The 25,056-nt window shown below is 63.4% G+C and carries 5 protein-coding genes and 2 pseudogenes; 2 read left to right on the forward strand and 5 right to left on the reverse strand.

Annotated features, from left to right (window positions below; all coding sequences use genetic code 11):
- Position 1: 1 nt before the first annotated feature.
- The 5 genes and pseudogenes from ACCQ16_RS00685 to ACCQ16_RS00705 form a co-directional block, all read right to left on the reverse strand.
- On the reverse strand, positions 2-490 hold the full coding sequence (locus tag ACCQ16_RS00685; RefSeq protein ID WP_372380168.1) for a MarR family winged helix-turn-helix transcriptional regulator: 489 nt from the start codon (positions 488-490) through the stop codon (positions 2-4).
- A 33-nt stretch (positions 491-523) separates the two neighbouring features.
- Positions 524-2,704 carry a hemagglutinin repeat-containing protein gene (locus ACCQ16_RS00690; RefSeq protein ID WP_372380169.1) on the reverse strand — a complete coding sequence of 727 codons (2,181 nt, stop codon included), beginning with the start codon at positions 2,702-2,704 and terminating at the stop codon, positions 524-526.
- A gap of 89 nt (positions 2,705-2,793) precedes the next feature.
- Positions 2,794-3,159, reverse strand: coding sequence for a hemagglutinin repeat-containing protein (locus ACCQ16_RS00695; RefSeq protein ID WP_372380170.1), 366 nt, complete (start codon positions 3,157-3,159; stop codon positions 2,794-2,796).
- Between the two features lie 439 nt (positions 3,160-3,598).
- Positions 3,599-15,883 (reverse strand): annotated as a pseudogene (locus tag ACCQ16_RS00700) (hemagglutinin repeat-containing protein).
- Positions 15,884-15,904: 21 nt separating this feature from the next.
- A pseudogene (locus ACCQ16_RS00705) lies at positions 15,905-17,647 on the reverse strand (ShlB/FhaC/HecB family hemolysin secretion/activation protein).
- A gap of 937 nt (positions 17,648-18,584) precedes the next feature.
- Here ACCQ16_RS00705 and ACCQ16_RS00710 point away from each other — a divergent pair.
- Both ACCQ16_RS00710 and treS read left to right on the forward strand, forming a co-directional pair.
- Entirely contained in the window at positions 18,585-21,701 is a 3,117-nt protein-coding gene (locus ACCQ16_RS00710; RefSeq protein WP_372380171.1) for a maltotransferase domain-containing protein, read from the forward strand.
- On the forward strand, positions 21,698-25,048 hold the full coding sequence (treS, locus tag ACCQ16_RS00715; RefSeq protein WP_008574468.1) for a maltose alpha-D-glucosyltransferase: 3,351 nt from the start codon (positions 21,698-21,700) through the stop codon (positions 25,046-25,048). The genes ACCQ16_RS00710 and treS overlap by 4 nt, the downstream gene beginning before the upstream one ends.
- Positions 25,049-25,056 lie beyond the last annotated feature (8 nt).

Genomic DNA, 25,056 nt, shown 5'->3' on the forward strand with positions numbered 1-25,056 from the left:
GTTACTCCTGCAGTTTGACGATGGAACTGGAAGCGCTGGGCGCTTCACCCAGATACTCCGAGATGACAGCTCTCATCTCTTCAAGCGTGCGGACGGCATCGCGGATGCGATCGATGCCGATCTTGTCCGCGATTGCTTGATCGACGGGGGCAACGGCCTTTTCAGCGCCGTTGACGGCCTTGATGCCTGCGCGGGTAAGGACAACGAGCTTGGCGCGTAGGTGATGTGGATTCGGCTGGAACTCGACCAGCCCCTGCTCGGCAAGCACGTCGACGATGCGCTGCACTGCCTGTCGGGTGAGTCCCATGTTGCGTGCAATGGAAGCAGCGGGCAGCGGCGTCGGCGCGTAACGCAGCGCGGCTAGCACCTGCCACCACGCACTGGTGAGCCCCAGATGGGCAACCAGCTCGTTGCCAGCGCTGACCAAGCGGCCATTGGCCGCGAACACTGCTAGCGCCAACGCGCGGACATGCTCGTTGTCGGTCTGCATACGAAGGCTCTTTCTCAAGTCGACAACATGTTGTCAATTAAAAGGTGAGCGGCGTGTGATGTAGTTGTCGTCGAGATCGGTGAGGCCGGCTATATAGCGACCAGTGAAAAGCGAGCTCAAGATGCCACTGGCGGTGAACGAGTCTGGCAGCCGCTCTTGCTGGAGAAGCCGGCACTCGCGCCTTGCAACGCTGCCCTGGTTTTGCCAGGACCAACAACTGCCTTGGTTGGCCGTCGTGGGCGTTTGGGTATCGGTCTTGGCGCCGTCCTTGCCGTCGCTACCTCCAGCGGCATAACCGCCCGAGAGGCTGATGCCGGTGGCTTTGTAGTTGTTGGTATTGGTGATGTCGCTCACCGTCAGCGTCCCGGTCTGCAGGCGGTTGACGCCGGCATCCACCGCCGCCTGGGTGCTGGCGATCACACCGCCCTTCAGGTCGGTGTTGCCGCCCACGCGGATATTGAAGCCGCCATCGCCGGCCTGGATGCCGCTTTGCTCGGTGACGCTGGCGAAGTCGCCGTTGACCTTGTTGCTGCTGTAGCTGGCGCTTGCGCTGAAGCCGATCCCGAAGGTCACGCTGCCGCCCACCGCCTTGTCCTTGCTGGCGTAGGTGCTGGTGTCCTGCAGGCTCTCGATGTTGAGATCGCCGCCGATGTCGGCCAGCACGCTGTTGGCCGAGAGCACTGCGCCCTTGAGGTTGGTGTCGTTGCCGCTGATGAGGGTGGCGGTGTTGCCGGCCGACAGGTGGCTGTTGCGCTGGGTGACATCCATGCCATCGGCCTTGCCGCGCGAGCCGCTGGCGCTGGCGGTGACGCCAGCGGCGAAGCCGTCTGCACCGTAAGTGATGGCGACACCAACCGCTGCACTCTTGCTCTTGCTGGTGCTGTGTTGCTCGAAGGTGTCCTGCGCCGCTTCCAACGTGATGTTGTTGTCTGCGGCCAGCAGCAGGTTGTTGCCCGCCTTGATGTCGCTGCCGCGCACCAGGATGTTGCTGTCTTGGCCACCGCCGGTGGCGATCAGGTTGACGTTGCCGCCGGCCTGCAGGGTGGAGCCCTTGGAGGTGGCGCTGCGCTGCTTGGTCTCGCTCTCGCTCTGGCTGCCGCCGACGGTGACCGCGATGCTGACATTGGCCGCTTGCGCAGCGCCCTTGGCGGTGTCGGCATTCATGACGCTACTGGCGGCCTTGCCTGCGCCATAAGCGCTGTAGGCCGCAGAAGCACCCGCCAACGCCTGCATGCGCGTGTCGCCTTCGGCCTTCTTGCCGGCTTCGCCACTGTTGACCGCCGCTTGGGCCAGATTGAGCGCGGCTGCGCTCAACGTCACCGACAAGCCGCCTTGCTTGAACTCGGTGCGCTGCTCGCTGCTCGAGGTGTCATGCACCTCGGTAATGGCGATGTCCTTGGCCTTGGCGGTGAGATCGCCCTGCAAGGCCATCACGTCGCTGCCGGAGATGGCCAGCTTGTTGCCAGCGACCAGAGTGATGTTGCCCTCTAGGCTGCCGACCGTGGTGCCGGTGTGGCTGACATCGGCGATGTCGGCCTCGGTCTTGACCGTCTGCTTGCCGATAGTGAAACCAATCCCACCGCTACCGAACAGCCCGGTTTTGACCGTCTTCTTGTCGTGCGCTTCGCTGTGCGTGCTTTGTGCCGTTTCCAAGGTCAGGTTGTTGCCAGAGGCCAGGACCACATCGCCGGTGCCGACGATCTGCGTGCCTTGCGAGAGCAGATCGTTGCCTGCGGCAACCGAGATTTTTTCGCCGCTGAGCGAACTGGTGATCGCCAGGCTGTCGTGGGTTTCGTCGTGGGTGGTGACGGTCTTGCCCGACAGCGCAGTCTTCTTGCGCGTTTCCTTATCCACCACCGCATCATGCTGCTCCTGCGTGCTCAGCAGCTTGATGTCGTTGCCCGCAGCAAGTGCGATGCCACTGGTCTGGCTGGCGACCGCGGTGGAGGCCAGCGTAAGGTCGCGGCCGGCTTGCATCACGAAGTTATCGCCTGCGCCGAGCTGGGTGCCGCGCACGGCTTCGTCGTCGCTGGAGGCGGCCAGCGAGTTGCTCTTGGTGACCGTGCTGCGGTCGCTGGAGCTGCTGTCCACCGCCGCCACGCTGTTGATGTCGCGCCCGGCCTGCAAGGCCATGGACTTGCCTGCGCCCACCTGCGCGGCGGTCAGGTTGAGGTCGTTGCCGGCGGCCAGCACCACGCTGCCTGCACCTTGCACGGTGGTGCCGAGGTGGGTGATGTCGCTGCTGCGCTGGAAGTTGCGCTCGTTGGCGGTGGTGTCGGTGCTGTGGGAGAGCGTTTGCGTGCTCAGGTTGAGTTGTTGCCTGCGACCAGCTGGGTCACGCCATCGGTGCCGGCGTTGCGAATCTGCGCGGCCTGCAAATTGACGTCGCGGCCAGCCACCACTGACAACATACCGTTGCCGTTGGTGCCGGTGACGTACAGGCCGGCGACGCGCTCGATCTGGGTGGTGCTGTACTGGTGGTAGCCGCCGCCTTGAAGTGTTTCTACAGTCGAGGCAACCGGGACATCGCCAACCGCCTGCACGCTCAGCGCATCCACGGCGGTGACGGTGGCACCGGCAATGCGGATATCGCTGGCAGAGCGCAGCCCCACCTGGTCACCGCTGATGCTGCCGCCCAGGTGCTCGATGCGGCCTGCGTCGATAGACACCAGCTGGCGGCCGGCAATGGTGCCGGTGTTCTTCAGGCCACCGGCCAGGGTGACCTGTTTATGGGCAGAGAGGTATTTCAGCAGCCTGCTAAGGCTACAGCTATGAGGAAGAAAGCTGTGAAAATGAATACCCCAAAGCAAAGAAAGTGAGCAGTAAAAGAGTTATTTCCGTCTTGCCAGGCCTAAGGCCTCTAGCTATACAAAGAATAAAATTTACCGTCAATAAAAATGATAAAAAAATAAAAAGGGGTATAAGGTAAATCAGTAAAGCCCCCAAAAATTTGCAGCCCGATGTTCCGCAGTGGTATAGAATTGACCCTGCGAAATTTAGTGAAAGGATAAGCCAGAATCCGGCATTAAAGCCCCAAAGCGTATTTTTTGTTTTTTTAAACACAATATGTTGCCTTAGTTAATTGACTTATTTTGATGCACCAAAACATCATTTAGGGAGATTCGACCAGTTTATCAGAGGCGGACCAACTGGCCACACACCATACATTCCGTTAATAATAGAATTCGCTTTATTCTCACTGCATTCTTTATATAGCTTACAATCAGACAAAGGTGAATTAACAAGTGCAGGGTCTTTCCCGCCACGCAGCTCTGCTGCAGCGGCTAATACAGCTTTCTGTGCAGCTTCGGTGTTCTTGGAACTTACAGCTGCGCTCAATTGATCCAAGTTACCTGCTTGTTTTACTAGACCCTTTCCTTCAATCGCGATCTGATAAAGACTAGAAACATAATTTGCGTACGCTTGAGGATGCTTGGCCGGATCATCAGGATCGACGCCATCCGAGAGATGGCCTACAACCCCAGAATAATGTGTTCCGTCTTTCTGTACATGAGCGAAAGAATCTCCAAACGCGTGCAGAATTCTCTGATTCTCTGGGTTTGACAGTATTGCAGCTTTACCTTCGGGATTGTCTCTTAGATTATTAATTTCACTAAGAATCTCAGCTACCTGTGCACCGAGCTCCTTTTGTTTAGCCACGACCTTTAAGTGATCCGACTCCCCGTCTAACAGATGAATATTTTGCTGATCACCCTTTGCAGTGTTTCCCGCCTCAATATTTTTGATGGTAATGGCGTTGCGCGTATCCGTATCAGGTGACCAAGCTGCGAGCGCTATGGCTTTCGCATCGCGCTCAGAAAAACCCGCGAGATATAGCACAGTAGCCATAGTCGAATAATGCCCGACCTCCCCCCAATTATTGTCGACAGCATTCTTCGCTATTGAGCTGCCAACTATTGCTCCACGCAGATCATCTGTAAATGAGCCTAAAACTGCCCCGCCTAGACCTACGACTGCGCTAATCGTAGATTTTTCGTCCGCATTGAGGTCATTGCTGTCTCTACCATACAAAAACTTTGCCAAGGCCGGGGCTGCAGCTTCCGCGCCGGCAGCCGTTATCGCTCCGATCAGTTCACTTCCTCCACCAGCGGAAGCAATCGCTACGCCCAGTACTGAGTGCGCAAGCAAATGACTTGCACTTCCTTCCTCACCGCGATTGCCACCGTCCACGTCATTACGAGTAGCGTTCTCTTTGAAATACTGACCAATCTGGTACGAGGCAACTGGCGCCAAGGTGCCAGCTAAGATTTGGCCTGTGCTTCCCGATGCTACGGAAATCCCACCGGTAATTGAGCTGACGAGCACTCCGACTTTCTGAAGGCGCGCAGTTTCTTTGTCTGCTTCAACAGCAATCATTGCTAGCTGAACCTTTTGCTCGGGAGTCAACGATGCGCTCAGTACTGGATCCTCAAGAACAGCTTTTGCTTCCTTCTTCTGTCTTTGAGCCTCGTCAATGGATGCGTTGATGTCATTACGAATGCTAACGCCAGTCTGCACTACGGTCCCAATTGCAGCTGCCATTGCCTGCTGCTCGCCCAAGATCTTGCGCACGTCCGGTAGTGTGGCAACCGCTTCGTGTGCGGCACTGGCATCGGTGTTGAGGCCCGTCGCTGCGGCCGTGGTCGTCTTGCCGCCAATCTTGATGGTGCCTTCGGTCAACGTGGCGCGGGTGTAGGTCGTGTCGCTGCCGCTCTCGCTCATCGGCACGCCCGGCATGAAGCTGCCGGTATTGGCCTTGCCGTAGTTGCCGTTGGCGATGTTGTTGCCGATGTCTTTGGACTGCTCGCCAGCGGTCCGCTCGATCGGGTTGCCGTTGGCATCGGTTTGGTTGCCGGTACTGCCGAAGCCGCCGCTGATGCTGCCCGACGAGGCGCTGTAGTCCATCTGATTCTTCAGATCGGTGAACGTCACCGAGTCAGCGGTCAATTCGCTGTTGTTGGCATTGGTGCTGGCGATAGCGCCGCCGATCAGGTTCACGTTGCCGGCGGTGACGTGGTAACCGCCATTGCCCGCAAACAGGCCCGACTGCTCAACGACACCGAGATAGTTGCCGTTGGCCTTGGCCGCACTGGCGTAGCCGCTGACATCCCAGGCGGTGCCGGCCGAGATCTGCACCCGACCACCCACGCTGCTTTCCTTGGATTGGATATCCAGTTTGTCTTGCAGCGACTCGATGGTAAGGTCGCCACCAGCTTGCACGTCGATCCGGTCGCCTTTGACCACCGCGCCACGCAAGGTAGTGTCACCTTCCGACTTGAGGACGATGTTCTGGCCGGCCAGTTGTGTGCTCTGCCAAGTGCTGCCATCCACGTTGGACTTGTGGCTACCCGCACTGGCTTGCACATACGCATAGACACCGGTCTGCGCGCCGACCGAGGCGCCAACGCCGACCTCGAAGCCCGCATTGCTGCCCTTGCTCTGTTCGGTGGTGCTGGAGCTGCCCGCTTCCAGCACCAGATCGCGTGCCGAATCCAGGCTCAGCGTATCGCCGGCCTTGAGGTTGCCCTGCACGATATGCAGATCGCCTTCGGTGGTCTTCAGACGCACATTGCCACCACCGGTAATGGTCGAACCTTGCGAAATCTGACTGCTGCTATTGAAGCTGCTCTCGTTGGTGGCGAAGCCCACACCAGCTTCCACGCTGAGCAGCGAGCCACTTTGAACAGCCTTCGCCGTTTGATACGCATTCGCCGCCGCCGCCATCCCCTGCATCGCACCCAAGCGTCCATCGGACTTGCGTGCATCGTCCACATTGTTGATCAGGTCGATCAGCGGGGACTTGATGCGTGCGAACGCGCCAATCTTGAGGTCGTCGTCCTGCTGCGAGGCGGAGCTGCTTGTGTTGGCAGTCAGCAACTGGATCGATGCGGCGTTGATGTCGACGTCTTTCGCTGCGACCACATTGCTGGCCGACTGGGTGTACGTGCCGCCGGCCGTCAGGCTGACATTGCCACCGAGGCTGCCCACATTGCTGGCCACCTGCGCCACCTGCGCGTTGTCGTCGGTGTGGTTTTTCTTGTTGTAACCGGCAAAGCGCTCGGTGTCGGAGATGACCACCGTGCCGATGCCCTTGCTGGTGGACTGGTTGGCATTGCCGAGAATGTCCTGCCCACTCTGAATGGCCAGGTCGCCGGCCGCGCGTAGGCTCACATTGCCCTGGGCTGCGATGTTGCTTGCGGTCAGGGAGATGTCGCCCTGCGTGGTGGTCAGGCTGGCGTTGCCGCCGACCGACAACTGGGTACCGGTAATGGTGTCGGTCTGGCCGTTGCCGGTGCCTTGCTGGTTGTAGTTGCCGTACGGCAAGCCTGCCGCGTTGTTGAAGCCCCAGCCCTTGCCGTTGCTGGCATTGCCGCTGGACTGGGTGTTGTGCGCGACGTCGAACACGATGTCCTTGCTGGCCAGCAGCACGGCGTTGCCTTCGGCAGACATCTGGGTGCCCTGGCTGGTGATCGAGCCATCGCTGGCGAGCAGCGTGAGATTGCCGCCAGCAGCCAGTTGGCTGACGCGCGCGTCGCTGGTGCTTGCGTTTTGCGACGCGTTGGAGCGATGGCTACTGGCCTGGATCACCACCGGGGTGATCGCGGCCATGGTGCCGGCGGCAGCGCCTTCGGCATCGCGGCTGATCTTGCTCATGGTCGAGCCGGTATCGACCATGTTCTTGGTGGTGGAATCGCGGGCACCGCGGTAGGAGGCGCCCGGGTCGTAGGTTACACCCACCGAGAAGCCACTCGACTTGCTGGACTGGCTGGCCTGGTGATCGACCGTGTCCTGACGTGCCAATAACGCAATGTCCTTGGCGGCCAAGGTCAGGTCCTTGCCGGCACCGAGATCGGAGCCGGCAATGGTCAGCTGGTTGCCGGCGCTAACGACAAGATTGCCATCGGTCGAGCCCACCGACGAGGCGACTTGGGTGACGGTGCGGGTGGACTCCTGGCTGTCGCTGCTGGACTTGGAATAGCCCACGCTCGCCACACCACCGCCACTTGCGCCGGTCAGCCCCGATTTCTTCTGGCGAACACTGTGCGCTTCGTTGCTGGTGTCCTGTGCCGATTCGATGGTGACGTTGTTGCCTGCGGCGACACGTACGTCGCCGTCTGCGAGTACCGTTGAGCCCACCACGGCGAGATCGTTGCCGGCCACCACGTTGACGGTCTTGCCGCTTAGCGAGGAGCCAATGGCAAGACTATCGTGCCATTCGTCGTGCGTGGTGGTTTTCTCGCTGGAGAAGGTGCTCTTCTTGCGCGTTTCCTTGTCCACCACCGCATCATGCTGCTCCTGCGTTGCCAGCAGCTTGATATCGTTGCCGGCGGCCAAGGCGATGCCACCGGTCTGGCTGGCGACTGCGGTGGAGGCCAGCGTGAGATCGCGGCCGGCTTGCATCACGATGTTATCGCCTGCGCCGAGCTGGGTGCCGCGCACGGCTTCGTCGTCGCTGGAGGCGGCCAGCGAGTTGCTCTTGGTGACCGTGCTGCGGTCGCTGGAGCTGCTGTCCACCGCCGCGACGCTGTTGATGTCGCGCCCGGCCTGCAAGGCCATGGACTTGCCTGCGCCCACCTGCGCGGCGGTCAGGTTGAGGTCGTTGCCGGCGGCCAGCACCACGCTGCCTGCACCTTGCACGGTGGTGCCGAGGTGGGTGATGTCGCTGCTGCGCTGGAAATTGCGGTCGTTGGCGGTGGTGTTGGTGCTGTGGGAGAGCGTTTGCGTGCTCAGGTTGAGGTTGTTGCCTGCGACCAGCTGGGTCACGCCATCGGTGCCGGCGTTGCGAATCTGCGCGGCCTGCAGGTTGACGTCGCGGCCAGCCACCACCGACAACACACCGCTGCCATTGGCGCCGGTGACATACAGGCCGGCCACACGCTCGAGCTGGGTGGTGCTGTACTGGTGGAAGCCGCCGCCTTCGAGCGTTTCCACAGTCGAGGCTACCGTGACATCGCCAACCGCCTGCACGCTCAGCGCATCCACGGCGGTGACGGTGGCACCGGCAATGCGGATATCGCTGGCAGAGCGCAGCCCCACCTGGTCACCGCTGATGCTGCCGCCCAGGTGCTCGATGCAGCCTGCGTCGATAGACACCAGCTGGCGGCCGGCAATGGTGCCGGTGTTCTTCAGGCCACCGGCCAGGGTGACATCGACATTGGCGCCAGCCAGCAATGCGCCGCCGGCTTCCAGATCGCCGGGACGCAAACGCAGATAGACCTGCGGCACCAGCGCGGTGGTGGTGCTGCCATCGGGCAGGGTGACGGTCTGCTCCACCAGCCAGACGATGTCGCTGGTGAGTTGCGCCATCTGCGCATCGGTCAATGCAACGCCGGGGCGTAGATTCCAGGCCTTGCCGATGGTGGCGCCGGCATCCAGCAACGCCTGGTACTGCGCTTCGTCGCTCTTGTAGCCCTCCAGGAAACGCCGGCCGGTGAGCTGGCCGATCTGCTCGCGCACCAGTTTCTGCTCGTAATACCCATCGCCCAGGCGCTTTTGCAGCGTGTCGGCGGAATACCCCATCTGATTGAGCAGATAGTCCGAACCCAGCCAGCTGCGGTAGTCGGTGAACTGCGGGTCGGTTTCGACCAGGTAGTTACTGCCTGACGGCCTGACCGTAAACAGACTGCCGGTGGGCGCGCGCGTATCGGGCGTGCCCATGACAATCCGATCCGGCGAGCCGCCGGCCGCAGTGACCACACGTGCGCCGTTGACCGGACCATTGTTGGCGACGTTGTTCACGGCACCGCCCGCGTTGCCGCTGGCGGCCTGGGTCACGGTTGCGATGACGCGGCCGGCCGCATCAATCGAAACACTGGCCGCACCACCGACGCTGCCGCGGCCAGGGCCGGTGGGCGCTGCCTGCGAGCCGCGGATGTTGAGGTTGGCCACCGCCGCGCCATCCTGCACGTTGGGCGCATCGCGACCCTGATTGAGGTTGCTCAGGTCGCCGACATCGATGCTCAGCGTGCCGCCACTGGTAATCGCGCCACCCACTTGGCCGATCTGCTCGGAGATGGACGGGTTGCTCCAACTGCGCGTGGTGCCGTTGTAGGCCGTGGTGACGTTGCTGAAGCTGTGCGTCCGGAACAACGTGTAGGCCAGATTGGTCACGTCGGCGGTTTGGGTGAGCCCGGCCACGGATAGATCGCCGCCGGCGGCAATGCGGGCGTATTCGTTACGCAAGGCATCGGTGCCGATACGCATTGCACCGCCGGCATGGATCACGGCTTCCGGACCCGCGCCGGGCTGGAGCACGTCTTCGACCACCGTGCGCGTGGCCATGCGATAGCGCTCGTTGTCGCCCAGTCTGCCGCCGCCGGTGCCCTGCGGATTCATCAGGATGTGATCTGGGTCGGTATAGGCGAACTGCGCCATCAACTGCACGCAGTTGGTGGTGCAGGTGCCATAGGCATTGGAGTAATTGAGCGTGTCGCTTGTGTAACGGAACGCGGGTGAGCCGGGCTCGGTTTGCGACAACTCGCGGAACGGATCGTCCGCGCCCACGGTCACTTGGTCCGGATTGGCCTGATTGTCCTGGCGGCCGATGTAGTAAATGGTCAGCGTGCCCGATTGGGAATTCAACCGCGACCGCTCGCCCGTGGCTCGATACAGACCGCCGCGTGCAAAGAAATACGCGCTGGTCTGCGGGGTGACGCGAATGACCGCGCGCCGCACCTGGTAGCCATCCGGGGTGATGTAGGGTGTGTCCTCCAGAATGTCCTGAGGGTTGAGGTAGTACACCTCGGTGGCGCCGTAGTTGCTGGTGGAGCGAATATTGGACGTGTCGTTCGCGCCGTTGTTGCGCCAGCTCGGCTGATCCAGGCGCACCGGTGCCAATGTGGTGGTGGTCTGGGTGACCACGACGTTCTGGCGGATGTTGTTGATGGTGGTGGCGTGTAGATCGAGATCGCCGGCCACCTCGATGGTGGAACCGAGGTTGTCGATCTGACGCGCGATGCCGGTGGCCAGGCGATTGCCATCCAGCGTGCCACCGATGGCAGCGTCGCCATCGCTGTAGATCAAGCCGCGGTCGGTATTGCTGAGCTGGCCGACGCCCAGATCCAAGCGGTCGCGCGCCGCGACTGTGGCAACACGGGTGACGCCGGAGATGGTTTCGGCACGATTGAGCAAGTTGCCCGCGGCGATCGCGACATGGTCGCCATAGATGCGCCCAGTGCCCACATTGTCCAGCGTTGCTGCCTGCAGATGGGTGACGCCACCATCGATCAGGCCGCGGTTGACCAGTTGGCCGCCGGTTGCGATGTGGGTCACGCCCTGGCTGGTGATCTGCCCGTTGACGGCGTTGTCGACGTTGCGCGCCGCAAGATCGATAGTGCCGGCACGCAGGATGCCTTGGTTGGTGATGTCGCCGTCGGTATGGATGGCGAGCGTGCCATTGGCGATCATTTCGCCGGTGTTGGTCAGGCCTTCGCGCAGGGTCAGGGTGAGGTTGCTCTGCGAATGCACCTGCCCATCGCCGCTCAGGTTGCGCGCGGTCAGGCTCTGGCTGCCGTCCGAGCGTAGCAGCCCTGCGGTATTGGCAACGGCATCGGCACGCATGTCCAGGCTGCCGCCCGACGAGATCTGCCCGCCGGTATTGTTGAGCGAGCTTGTCACCTGCAGATTGCCTGCGCCATCGGTGACGATTTGTCCCTGACGGTTGTCCAGCGCCTGCGTTTGCAGCTGCAACTGGCCCGCTTGCAGACCAAGTGGGTTTGCGCTGTTGCGCGTGTTGCGGTTGTCCACGCTGGACGCGTTCAGGGTCAACAAGCCGCCGGCAGCGACCAGGCCGGCCTGGTTGTCGAGCGCACCTGCCAACGTGAGGTTGACGGCCTGGCTGCCCTGCACTCGGCCGCCAGCGTTGTTCAGCGCCGCTGCGGTGAGGGCAAGGTTGCCTGCCGCACTCAATACACCGGCGCCGCTGTTATCGACACTGCTCACAGCTACGCGTGCATCGCCTTGGGCGAATACCGCGCCGCCGCGATTGTCCAGCGCGCCGCCGTCCACCTGCAGGCCTCCGCCAGCCAGGATGCCGCCATTGGCACCTGAACCGGTGTTGGTGATGGATTGGCCATTGGTCTGCAGCAGCAATGCAGCCTTCGATTGCAGTCGCCCGCCTGCGTTATTGAGCGCTCCGCTGCGCACATCGAGTGCGCCGACTTGGCTGCCAATGGTGCCGCTGGTGTTGTCCAGCTGCTGTGCCCGCGTGTCGACCACGACGTTACCGCCGATGATGTTGCCGGCGCGGTTGGACAGACCGGCGCTTTCCAGACGCAAGGCATTGGTGGCCTGGATGGCGCCATTGTTGTTGCCGATCGCAGTGTCGGTGATTACCGAGAGGTCGGTGCCTGCAACGACGGTGCCTGCTGTGTTGTCGAGTGTGCCGGCCTCAAGCTCCAGCTTTCCAACGCTGGACACCAACGCCTTGCGCGCGGTTATCGAGCACGCCGTCCACGTCCAGCTGCAACACGCCACCGGCCGCATGCAAGGTGCCGGCCTGGTTGTTGACGCTGGCGGCGGTGATACGCCCGTCGCCGCCAAGCAGGATCTTGCCTTGCTGGTTCTGCAGTGCCTGCACGATGGTCAGCGAGGATTGCCCGCTGCTGGCAGCCTGCACCGTGCCTTGGGTGTTGATGAGATTCTGCGTGCCCAGCGCCAACAGCCCGTTACCGCCAATGGTGCCGCCGCGATTGTTCAGCGTGCCGGAGACGTCGAGTTTGAGCAGTTGGTCTCCGCTGGCCGACAGTTGCCCGCCCGCCGTGGTGAGGTTGCCGGTGGCGACCATGATGGTGCGTGCCGAGGTGCTGGCATTGGTCAGGTCGGTGTTCTGCCCGGTCACGCGCAGCGTGCCGTTGCTGACGATCTTGCCGCCAGTGCCGGCGAGTGTCTGCGCGGCGATCTGCAGTTGCCCGATGCCAGCGTGTTGGATGGTGCCTAGCGTGTTGTCGAGCAGGGTGCTGCTCAGCAACAGGTCGCCATTGCCGGCAAGTGTGCCGCCCGCGTTGTTCAACGCGTTGGCCTGGACACTGCTGGCGCCGGTGCCGCTGGCGACGATGCGCCCGCCGCGGTTGTCCAGTGTTTGCACCTGCAGATCCACGCGATCGGCGCCGATGGTGGCTTCGCGGTGGTCGACATCGGTTGCCGTCAAGGACAGCGCACCGCTGCTGGCGATGGTGCCTTTGCTGCCATCCACACGGCCGGCGACGATGTCCATGCCTTGCGTGCCGGAGTGGCTGAGCGTGCCTTGCTGGTTGATGAGATGGTCTGCGCCAACGTACAAGGTCGCGCTGTTGCTGGCGATGCGACCACCGGTGTTGTCCAGTTGCCCGGTGACATCGAGACGGCTGTCGGCGGTGCCGGCGGCACTGAGCGTACCGGTGCGGTTGGAGAGGGCGCCTGCTTGCAACGCGAGCGCGCCATTACCGGCGATGGTGCCGCCGTCGTTAGCCAATGCACCAGTCACATGCAGATGCATAACGTCGTTGCCGGTGGCGCTCAGAATGCCGCCGGCGGTACGCAACTATCCGCGCTGATGTCGATGCGCTGCGCCTGCGTGGCGCTGCCTGCGCCCAGATCGAGCGCGCCGCCGCGTAGTTGCACGTTGCCCAGGCTGAGTACCTTGCCGCCGGCGCCTTGCAGCGCATCGGCCGTCACGGTCAGCGTACCGCTGCCGGCATGCTCGATGGCGCCGGCACGGTTATCCAGTGTGGATGCGCTGACGTTGAGGTCACCGCTGGTCGCAAGGCGGCCACCTTGGCTGTTGTCCAACACGGTGGCTGCACGAACCTGCAGCGCCGCGCCGTTGGCGGCGAGAACATTTCCGCCGCGATTGAGGAGGCTGGCAGCCCGCAGCAGGACTGCTGCATTGCCGGAGATGGTGCCGGCGCTGTTGTCCAGTGTGCCCTCCACGCTCACGCTTGCGGCTTGGCTCCCCGCAGCCAGGACCGAGCCGCCCTGGTTGCCAAACGATCCTGCGTTGATGGTGACGCCGGCATTGCCGGCAAGGCTGCCGGCACGGTTGTCCAGGTGATCGCGTACGCTCAACTGCAGCGCCTGATTGCCCTGAGAGACGAGGCTGCCACCGGCCGTGCTGAGCGCATCGGCGTCGATGCGGATCTGCTGTGCAGAGATGCTGCCTGCGGCAAGATCGATGTTGCCGCCTGTCACCGCCAATCCGCCGTTGCTGATCAGGCGGCCAGCGCGTCCTTCAAGCGCGTCGGCAGCGATACTCAGCAGGCCAGTGCCGGCGTGTTGAATCTGGCCGCCCGCATTGCCTAGCGTGCCGGCGCGCAGAGCCAGGTCGCCATTGCTGGCGATGCTGCCGTTATCGCCATTGTCCAGACGGCCGGCGACCTGCAACGTGGCCGCCTGAGGCCCGGTGGATAGCAGCGCGCCACCGCGGTTGTCGAAGGTGTCGGCCTGCAAGGTCAGCTGCGTGGCGCTCACTGCAGCATTGCGATGATCCACCGTACCCGCGCGCCAGGTGAGCGCGCCCAAGGTGGCGATGCTGCCACCTGCGCCGGACCAGTCTTGCGCGGCCAGTGTCAGCCCTTGCCTGCCTGCGTGCTCGATGCGGCCGGCCGCGTTAACGACGGTCTGGGCGTTGAGCTGCAGTGCTGCGGCATTACTGGCGAGCACGCCTTGCGTGTTGTCCAGTAAGCCACGCACCTGCATGGCCAGCGTGCCAACACCGCTATGACGCAACTCGCCACTGCGATTGCTCAACGACTGCATCTCCAGCCGCAATGCGTTTGCCACGCTGAGGCGGCCGGCATCGTTCACCAGCGCGCCCAGCTGCAGATCTGCGTCGCCGTAGACAGTGAGCGTACCGGCACGGTTGAGCAGATCGCCGCGTGCGCTCAGGGCGGCCACGCCAAGCCGGCCCCCGCTGTTGTCAAGGCCATTGGCCGCCGACAGCGACACATCGCCGCCCGCGTTGATGCGGCCGCCATCGTTGTCCAGAAGACCTGCGATCGTCAGCGCACCAGCCGCCAGCGGTGCGACTACTGGAGCCTGGCCGTTTGAAGGAGGCGTGATGGTTTCGCTTCCTCCATTGCTACCGTTGTTGTCGGGCGCTCCGTTTCCGGTGTTGCCGCCTGTTCCGGGTGACGTTCCACCACTGGTCGGTGCAGCTGCGACCGCACCGAGGCTGCCATCTGCACGGTTGGTGACGCTGCCAACAGTCACGCCCAGCGCCTGGAGACCGGTTTGCTCGATGCTACCGCCCTGATTGCGTGCCGTGGCCGCATCGATCTGCAACCGCTGCGCATTCAAGGTACCGCCACGGTTGTCCAGATCGGCCGCCGTGCTGACACGCAGCTCGCGCGTGGCACTGAGCGTGCCGGCATTGGCGATGCCGGCAGTGGCCGCGACACGGGTGTCCTGCTGCGACTGCAGTGTGCCGGTGTTCTCAAGCCGTCCGTCGACGGTGACCACCAATTCGCCGGCGCGCGCGCCGATGTTGCCGGCGTTGCGCACGCCAACGCCATTCTCATTGCCGACCAGCCAGATCTTGTTGGCGAACATGCCGCCGAGCGCGCCAACATCCAGTGCGAAAGTGGGTGCCGGGCCGCTGGCCGCTTGCGGGGTGACACGAGACTGGTCTGCACTGACCACATTGTTACCGAGACTTGCCTGCAGCTGGTTGGCCCAGATGCCGGCATTCACCTGCAGCGAGCGGGTGATCAGATCGGTGTAGTCCGCACCGCTGGTATCCAGGCCAGCACCAGCAACCTGGATAGCGCCGCCATTGACCCGATAACCTTCCAGCGCGCCGTTGGACAGGATCGGCGTGCCGGTAGTCAGCGTCACCCGGCTGGCGTTGAGGAACCCGCCGCCATCGACCTGGATGCCGGCAGGATTGGCGATGATGACCTCGGCGCGCTGGCCGGCGACTTCGACATAGCCATTGAGTCGACTGGCCGGTCCATTGACCTCGTTGAGGATGACCCGCGCGCCGCCGGTGGCCAGCCACGGATTGCCCTGCACCCAGCCGCCCAATTGGGTCTGGGTCTGACTGCGGGCGTTATTGAGAATCGCGCCTTCGCGGCCCACATCGAATTGGGAGTAACGGTTGCGCGACACGCCTGCCGCAGAAGGTGTGGTGATATTGACCAGCGGCACCCCATTGGGCGCGGTCATGACCGTCGGGCGCTCGTTCCCGGGCGCTGCGGGATCGCCGACGATGCGCCCAGCCCACTGCGCCTGTGCGGCGTCGACTAGACTCACAAAGCCGAGCGCGCAGAGCATGGCAAAGTGCAGCGGTGCGATGCTGGCGTGATGTGCGCGAGGAGTGCTGGCACCTGTACTGCCACCTGGAGCACGTACCAGCTCCGACGCCACTTGCCAGACGCGCAATGCGCGATTGAAGACCAGACGGTAGACGCGATTCATGTCACTAATCCTTGTGGATGTTTAATAACGCCAGGACAGGCTGAAGCCGAAGGTGGTGTAGTCGGTCGGGAAATTGGCTGGCTTTTCGAGTGCGGACCCTAGGAAGGTGTCCATCGAGAAATGCTGCCAACCACCGCGCAGGCCCAGACTGATGCCGGCCAGGTGATCGCCGGCCTGAAAGCGCGTGGATTGACCGCCGATGTGCCCATAGTCGGCACCCAGATACACTTCCAGTCCGCCGCCGATTGCCAGGCCCAGGTCGTTGCGAAGCGACCAGCCGCGATCGCCGCTCAGGGTCGCCTCGCCATCGAAGCCACGCACCGTGAAGCGTCCGCCGATTGCGAAGCGATCCTGCGGTGCCATCGGCGTGCGGTTCCACTGCGCGCGCCAGGACGCGCTGTAGCGCAGGCGCTGGTTGCCGATCTGAAACGGCACCACCACCTGCGCATCGGCCACGATCAGCTTGATACGCGAGGTGCCCTCCAGCGGGATCGACGGATCGAACGCGTGCGCGAGTTCTTCCGGGGCGCGCAAGGCGTCGAATGCACCGGTACCGCGCCGATAGGCCAGGCTGGCATCGAACGTGACCTTGCCGAAAAACTGGCGATGGTTCAGGCCCAGCTCCCAACCGGCGATGCGCCGCCGTTGCACCTCGATCTCGGTGTCGTCGATTGCGCTGGTCGACTGTCGCCACCAACCGCGGCCATAGGCCCCGAACTTGATCGCCGCGTTGCGAAACAGCAGGCGATCGATGCGTGCTTCTGCATTGCGGCTACGACCGCTGTAGTCGTAGGTCTCGATGGCGCCGGCAACGGCCTGGCTGTAATCGTAGGAACTTGCAGTCGCACCGAACAACCAATAGCCGTATGGAATGTCGTAGTGCACGGTCCAGCTGTCGGTGTCTTTACCGGCGGCGTTGAACACGCCTTTGCCGAGGCTGACGTAGAACAACTCGTTGAGGCCGAGTGGATTATCCAGCGAGAGCGTGCCGTTGGCCTGAAGTTTGCCGGTCGCATCGCTGCCGGCATCGTCCAGGCTCAGGCTGGCACGCAGCCGCGAACGCTGCTGCCAGGCGATGGCCAGATCGCTTTCGCCTGGGCCTGTGCCGCTCCCTTCGGCGGGTGCAATCTGGATATCTGCGGTGACCGTCGGCACGCGCTGAAAGTTTTCCAGACCTTGCTCGATGTCGCGCAGGTTGAGCAGCTCACCAGGACGTGCTGGCACTGCATTGGCAATTGCGGCCCGCGCCGAGTCAGGCGCGCTGAAGCGCGCGGTGTGCAGGCGTCCGGGCACGAGCGACAGCGTCAGGGTGCCGCCGGTGAGGTCCTGCGGGGCCGCCAGTACCCGCGTGGTGACTTAGCCGCGCGCAATCACCGCATTCTGCACCCGCTTCATCACCAGATTGATGCCGTCGGTACCGAGACAGCGCCCGGTTGCCGGATCATCCTTGGTATTGGCCGAGGCCAAGGCCCAACGAAAGTCGTCCGCGCCGGGACCATCAAGGACGATGCGCTCGATCACGAAGCAGGGCGCTTCGGTTTTCGGCAGGCGCCCGATACCCTCGTCCGGAGCACGTTCGAGGCGCACATCCGGCCGCGCTTCCTGTTGCTCACGCAACACGCGCTCACGTTCTTGCTGGCGCAGTAGTTCTTGCGCCGCAGGGTCTGTGATCTGTTGAGCGGAGACCTGCTGTGTGGCGCCGGCGATCAGCACAGCACACCACGTGGCGCGCAAGCGCACCCTTCCCTTTATGCCACTATCCATTTGCAAATGACCGCCTGACCGGTAACAGCTATCACCAATGCCGATGCGTTGCCCCTAACGATATTTTAATGTGCTGAGTCCGCTAGGGATGTAGGGAAAATCCTTACCTGGCTGCCAGAGAAGCGCTGTTCCGGTTGCTAATCGACATAAGGGAGACTCGGGAAGAGTATCGCGGTCTTTTATCTATAAATAATATTGTGAGACGTCGACTTTTAAATATTTACGGGCTTCATCAATCGGCTGTCTTCATCAAAGCGACAGTAACTTTTCGGCGCGCCAACCAATCAAGTGGTTGGGCATCTACGTTCTAGGATGCCGTTGATCCAAAATCGACGTCGCGCATGCAGCGTCTTAGCGTGTGGTCCCGGTGCAAGGTCACGGTTTATCGAATCGATTCAATGGCTGGGTGCCCTGCAGAAAGCGCATGTCGCCGCCTGCAACGTCCTCGCCGTCTTTGCCTAGCACACCTGGCGACGCGACGGGTACCGTGCCCGACCGGGCAATGTCGCTGAGCACGCATCGGCGGTCTGCTCCGCCATGCTTCGGCCCGCACTAGCACGCTTGCACGACATGCTTACGGTGGCGCTTGTCACGCAATGTGCATGCATTCCCCCAACGGGAAAGAGCGCTGCTGTACTGACACACCACAGCCGCGCTTGTTTGATTTTCGTCAATTCCGCCGACACATGAAATTCGCAGTGGGGGTGCTTGACTGCATGGGTCAAGAATCGTTGCGGAGTCGCGCATGAGTGCAGTCACGGGTGGCAGGGTCGGTCGGGCAGCGTGCCGGCGTGTGTCAATACGGAAAGGTTCGGTACGTGCAGGTGATGGTGCGGGGTGTGGTGAGCAAAGGCTCGCATCACTGCCAAACGGCAAGCAGGCGCTGGCTTCACTCGTAATGGCGCCCCTGCGCGCCGTTGTTCGCTGAGGGGGCGCCATGCGCATCTGTGTTCTCAATGACGCACTGAAGGACCCGACCGGGCTGGAGCAGCGCTGCGTGGCGGCACGCGAGGCTGGCTGCGATTACGTGGTGATGGCCGCGCCCTTCGAGCGCGATGCCGAAGGCCGTTTGATCGAGCCGGCGGCCGGTGCCCCGACGCAAATGCAGCGCCTGCACGAGTCGGTGAAGGCGGCGCGCCGTGCGGGGGTAAAGCTGTTGATCGATGTGCGCCTGGACGAAGTGGGCGGTGCCAGTGCGGTGGTGCGCGATAACCCACAGTGGTTCCGCGCGCGCAGCACCGCGGTTCCGGACCCGCGTCAGCCGCGTGCGACGCCGGAAGTGGCCGAAGCCCGCTTTGCCTACGCACAGGAAGGTGCGGCGCTGGTGGAATGGTGGAGTGCGCGCCTGCTGGAGTGGGTGGGCCAGGGCGTGGGTGGCTTCCGGCTGCTGCAGCCGCAGCAGGTGCCAGTACAGCGCTGGCGCGAATTGATCGCGCGCGTGCACGCGCAGGCGCCGGAGGTGGTGTTTGCGGCGTGGACGCCGGGTCTGGGGTTGGAGGCCTTGCAGCAGCTGGCCGGTGCCGGGTTCGATGTGGCGTTTTCGTCGCTTGCCTGGTGGGATGGCCGCGGCAGCTGGTTCTTCGACGAAGACAGCGCACTGCGTGCGTTGGCGGCGCAGGTCGTTGCCGTGCTGGACGCGCCCGATGGCAAGCGCGCCGCGGCGCCCGAGCAGCATTGGCAACTGGCGCTGGCGTTGGGCGGGGCATGGCTGCTGGACGATGCGCACCTGGCGGCATTGCCATCGTCGATCCGCATCACCGACGGCCTGCCAACCAGCAATGCAGGCATGCGGTTGCGCCCGCTGCTGCGTGAGGCGACCGGGCTCACCGCGGTGGCGATCGAGCCGCTGGGCGGCTTGCCCTCCTTGTTACTGATCAACGGCGACACCCGGCATGTGGTGCCGGTGCCGGCCTCAGACCTGTTGCGCCTGCTCGGCGACGCCGAGGCCTTGGTGGCCGAAGATGGCCGCACCTTGTCCGGGGCCACGCTGGAGGCGCTGGAGCCGGGCGAAGTGCGCGTGTATCGCAGCGTGCCAGCGCGTCATGTGCTGGCTGTGCCGCGCATGCGCCCGCGTGCGCAGACGGCCGGTACCTGGCCACGCGTGTGCATCGAGTCGGTGACGCCGTCGGTGGATAACGGCCGTTTTCCGGTCAAGCGCACGGTGGGCGACCGCATTTGCGTGGAGGCCGACGCGTTCTGCGATGGGCATGACCGCATCGCGGTGGCGGTGCTGTGGCGTCCGGCCGACGCCAAGACCTGGGCCAGCGCGCCGATGCGTGCGTTGGACAACGACCGCTGGCGCGCCGAGTTTCCATTGGAACGCATCGGCACCTACGAATTTCGCGTGGAAGCCTGGCGCGACGTCTTCGCCACCTTGCATGCGGATCTGGAAAAGAAACGTGCTGCCAATACGGTGCTGCCGGTCGATGTGCAGGAGGCGATTGCGGCAGTGCAGGCCGCACAGGCGCGCAGCGACGGTGCGCTGGCCGAGCGCCTGCAGGCAGTGCTCACCCGCATCGGTGCGCAGAGCGAACCCCTGCAGCAGCTGGCCATCGTGCTGGAGCCGGACACCGCGCAGGCGATGGCGCAGGCCGACGACAAGCCATTCCGCTCGGAGTATCCGGTCACCTTCCGGGTGGAATCCGAGCGTCGCGCGGCGCACTTTGCCAGTTGGTACGAACTGTTTCCGCGTTCGCAAAGTGGCGATGCGAGCCGGCATGGCACCTTCGATGACGTCATCAAGCGCTTGCCGCACATCCGTGCGATGAACTTCGACGTGCTGTACATGCCGCCGATCCATCCGATCGGCCTGAACAACCGCAAGGGCCGCAATAACTCGGTGACGGCGGTGGAAGGCGAGCCCGGCAGCCCATACGCGATCGGTGCGACCGATGGTGGGCATACCGAAGTTCACGCCGAACTCGGTGGACTGGAAGGCTTTCGACGCCTGATCCAGGCCGCGCGTGCGCAGGGTTTGGAAGTGGCGCTGGATTTTGCCATCCAGTGCGCGCCGGATCACCCGTGGTTGAAGGAGCACAAGGACTGGTTCACCTGGCGCGCCGATGGCTCGATTCCGTACGCGGAGAACCCGCCCAAGAAATACCAGGACATCGTCAACGTCGATTTCTACGCCAGCGGCGCGGTGCCGGACCTGTGGAATACGCTGCGCGACGCGGTGCTGTTCTGGGTCAACGAAGGCGTCACGCTGTTCCGTGTCGACAACCCGCACACCAAGCCGTTCCCGTTCTGGGAATGGCTGATTGCCGATGTGCGCGGCCGGCGCCCGGATGTGGTGTTTCTCTCCGAAGCCTTCACGCGGCCAAAGATGATGTACCGCCTGGCCAAATGCGGTTTCTCGCAGTCCTACACCTACTTCACCTGGCGCAACCACAAGCACGAGCTGCAGGCCTATGTGGAAGAGTTGAACGAGGGCGTGCCGCGCGAATGCTTTCGCCCGCATTTCTTCGTCAATACGCCCGATATCAATCCGCTGTTCCTGCAGACCAGTGGGCGCAACGGCCATCTGATCCGCGCCGCGCTGGCCACCACGCTCTCAGGCTTATGGGGCATGTACCAGGGCTTCGAACTCTGCGAGGCCACGCCGCTGGCGCCGGGCAAGGAAGAGTATCTGGACTCGGAAAAATTCCAGCTGCGCGCCTGGCCCGAACGTGCGCCCGGCGACATCGTCGAGGAGATCACCCGCTTCAACCAGCTGCGCCGCATGCATCCGGAACTGCAGTCACACCTGGGCACGCGCTTCTACCAGGCGCATAACGACCAGGTGCTGTACTACGGCAAATTCCTGGATGCCGGCTACCTGTCGCGCAGCCGCAGCATGGTGCTGGTGGCGATCAATCTGGATCCGCACGCCGGGCAGGACGCCGATATCGAAATTCCGTTGTGGGAACTGGGCCTGCCCGATCACGCCAGCGTCGCCGTGGACGATCTGTGGGATGGCCATCGTTTCGCGTGGCACGGCAAATACCAACACATCCGTCTAGAGGCAACGCGACCGTTCGCGTTATGGCGCATCCGCGCAGGAGAGGTCGCATGAATGCAGTGGCATCGTTACAAGCCGACGCAGAGCAGTCCGCCGTGGTTGCCGACCAGCGTTGGTACAAGGACGCGATCATCTACCAGGTGCATGTCAAGTCGTTCTTCGACTCCAACGACGACGGCATCGGCGATTTTCCGGGGCTGATTTCCAAGCTGGACTACATCGCCGAACTCGGCGTAGACACCATCTGGCTGCTGCCGTTCTATCCCAGCCCGCGCCGCGACGATGGTTACGATATCGCCGAATACATGGCGGTGCATCCGGACTACGGCAGCATCGAAGATTTCGAGCAGCTGGTGGCGCAGGCGCATGCGCGCGGCATCCGTATCGTCACCGAGCTGGTGATCAACCACACCTCCGACCAGCACCCCTGGTTCCAGCGCGCACGTCATGCGCCCGCTGGCTCGCCAGAGCGCGACTTCTACGTATGGTCGGACACCGACCAGGAATACGAAGGCACGCGGATCATCTTCTGCGATACCGAGAAATCCAACTGGACCTGGGATCCGGTGGCCGGGCAATACTTCTGGCATCGCTTCTACTCGCACCAGCCGGATCTGAACTTCGACAATCCGGCGGTGCTGGAAGCGGTGCTGGAGGTGATGCGTTTCTGGCTGGATCGCGGCGTGGATGGCCTGCGTCTGGATGCGGTGCCGTACCTGATCGAGCGCCCGGGCACCTCCAACGAAAACCTGCCCGAAACCCACGCGATCCTGCGCAAGATCCGCGCCACCCTGGACGCGGAATACCCGGACCGCATGCTGCTGGCAGAAGCCAACATGTGGCCGGAAGATACCCAGCAGTATTTCGGCCAGAATGCCGACGAATGCCATATGGCGTTCCACTTCCCGCTGATGCCGCGCATGTACATGGCCATCGCGCGCGAAGACCGCTTCCCCATCACCGACATCATGCGCCAGACCCCGGAGATTCCGGAAAGCTGCCAGTGGGCGATCTTCCTGCGCAACCACGATGAGTTGACGCTGGAAATGGTGACCGATTCGGAGCGCGATTATCTGTGGCAGACCTATGCCGCCGACCGCCGCGCCCGTATCAACCTGGGGATTCGCCGCCGCCTGGCGCCACTGCTGGAGCGCGACCGCCGCCGCATCGAATTGATGACCTCGTTGCTGCTGACCATGCCCGGCACGCCGGTGCTGTACTACGGCGACGAGATCGGCATGGGCGACAACATCCACCTGGGCGACCGCGACGGCGTGCGCACGCCGATGCAATGGTCGATCGACCGCAACGGCGGTTTCTCGCGCGCCGACCCGGCGCAGCTGGTGCTGCCGCCGGTGATGGACCCGCTGTACGGCTTCCAGGCGGTGAATGTGGAAGCGCAGATGCGCGACCAGCATTCGCTGCTGACCTGGACCCGCCGCGTGCTCAGCGTGCGCAAGCGCTACCAGGCCTTCGGCCGCGGCAGCTTGCGCTTCCTGTACCCGGGCAACCGCCGCATGCTGGCGTACCTGCGCTGCTATCAGGATGAAACCGTGTTGTGCGTGGCCAACCTCTCGCACACCTTGCAGGCGGTAGAGCTGGATCTGTCCGAGTTCGAGGGCCGGGTGCCGGTGGACATCATCGGTGGCGGCAGCTTCCCGCCGATCGGCCGGTTGACCTATCTGCTGACGGTGCCGCCGTTCGGCTTCTATGCCTTCCAGCTGGTCAGCGAAGGCACATTGCCCGATTGGCATGTCCCCAGCCCGGTGCCGCTGCCGGATTACCGCACGCTGGTATTGCGCAGCGATGCCGACGAAAGCGCCGCACTGCTGCCGCATCTGCCCACCCTGGAAGGCGAAATCCTGCCGGCGTGGCTATCGGCACGACGCTGGTTCTCGGCCAAGGACCAGGCGCTGCGCAGCGTGCGCATCGCGCGCCGCACGCCGCTGCCGGGCGATGAGCCGATGACACTGCTGGAACTGGAGGTAGAGCTGGAAGACGGCCGCCACGAGCGCTACATGCTGCCGGTGGGCATCGTGTGGGAGCGCGAGCAGCCGAGCACATTGGCCGAGCAGCTGGCGCTGGCGCGCGTGCGCCAGGGCCGCGAGGTGGGTTATCTCACCGATGCGTTTGCGCTCAAGCCCATGGTGCGCGGTGTGATCGATGCGCTGCGCAGCAATGCAGCGCTGGACTTCTGCGACGGCGACGATGCCTCGCAACAGGGGCAGGTCTGCTTCGAAGCCACCCCGGCACTGGCAACGCTGGATATCCCGCAAGATCCGGAGATCCGCTGGTTGTCGGCCGAACAGAGCAACAGCTCGCTGGTGGTCGCCGACAAGGCCGTGTTCAAGCTGCTGCGGCATGTGGCCGTAGGCGCGAACCCGGAGATCGAGATCGGCCGCCGCTTGACCGAGATGGGCTATGCCAATGCCGCGCCACTGCTGGGCAGCGTCAGCCGCATCGACGCGCAGGGCACCGTCACCACCATCGCATTGTTGCAGGGCTTCATCCGCAACCAGGGCGATGCCTGGCGCTGGACGCTGGACCATCTGGCGCGCAGCTTCGACGAATACGCCACCGCGCAGACCGACGAGGCGCGCGCCGAAGCGGTCGCCGGCTACGATGCCTTCGCCGCCGTGGTGGGCAAGCGCCTGGCCGAGTTGCACGAAGCGCTGTCGCGCGCCACCGACGATGCCGACTTCGCGCCGCAACGCATCGACCTGCCCACCGCCAACGATGTGGTGGCCGGCGTGGGACGCCAGGTCGAAGAGATGTGGGACACCGTCAACGCACGCCTGGCCGGCAGCGAAGACAGCGCCGAACGCGAGGCGCTGGAGGCGGTGCTCGCCGAGCGCCCGCAGCTGGATGCCTTGCTCGCCAGGGCGCCGAGCGTGCTGGCCGATTCCTTGCTCACGCGCGTGCATGGCGATTTCCACCTGGGCCAGATCCTGGTGGCCTTCGACGATGTGGTGCTGATCGACTTCGAAGGCGAGCCGGCCAAGCCGCTGGCCGAACGCCGCGCCAAGGCCAGCCCGCTGCGCGACGTGGCTGGCTTCCTGCGCTCGCTCGATTACGCCAGCGAAGTGTCGGCACGTGGCGAGGAAGGCACCGCCGCCCGCGCGGGTGTTGGCGTGGACACGCACCTGGACGAATTTCTGGTGCAATTCCGCCGCCGCTCCACACAAGCCTTCCTGGACGCTTACCATGCCGTGCTCGACGCCAGCGCCCATCCGTGGATTGCGCCGGCGGCGTTCAATGCAGCCACCTTGTTGTTCCTGGTGGAGAAGGCTTGCTACGAAGTGCGTTATGAAGCGGCCAATCGCCCTGGCTGGTTGATGGTGCCGATCGAAGGCTTGCGACGCATCCTGCAACGCGCACGCGCCGGTGCAGGAGACACATGATGAGTGGA

It is taken from the genome of Xanthomonas sp. NCPPB 1062, from assembly GCF_041481705.2.
Lineage (GTDB): Bacteria > Pseudomonadota > Gammaproteobacteria > Xanthomonadales > Xanthomonadaceae > Xanthomonas > Xanthomonas euvesicatoria.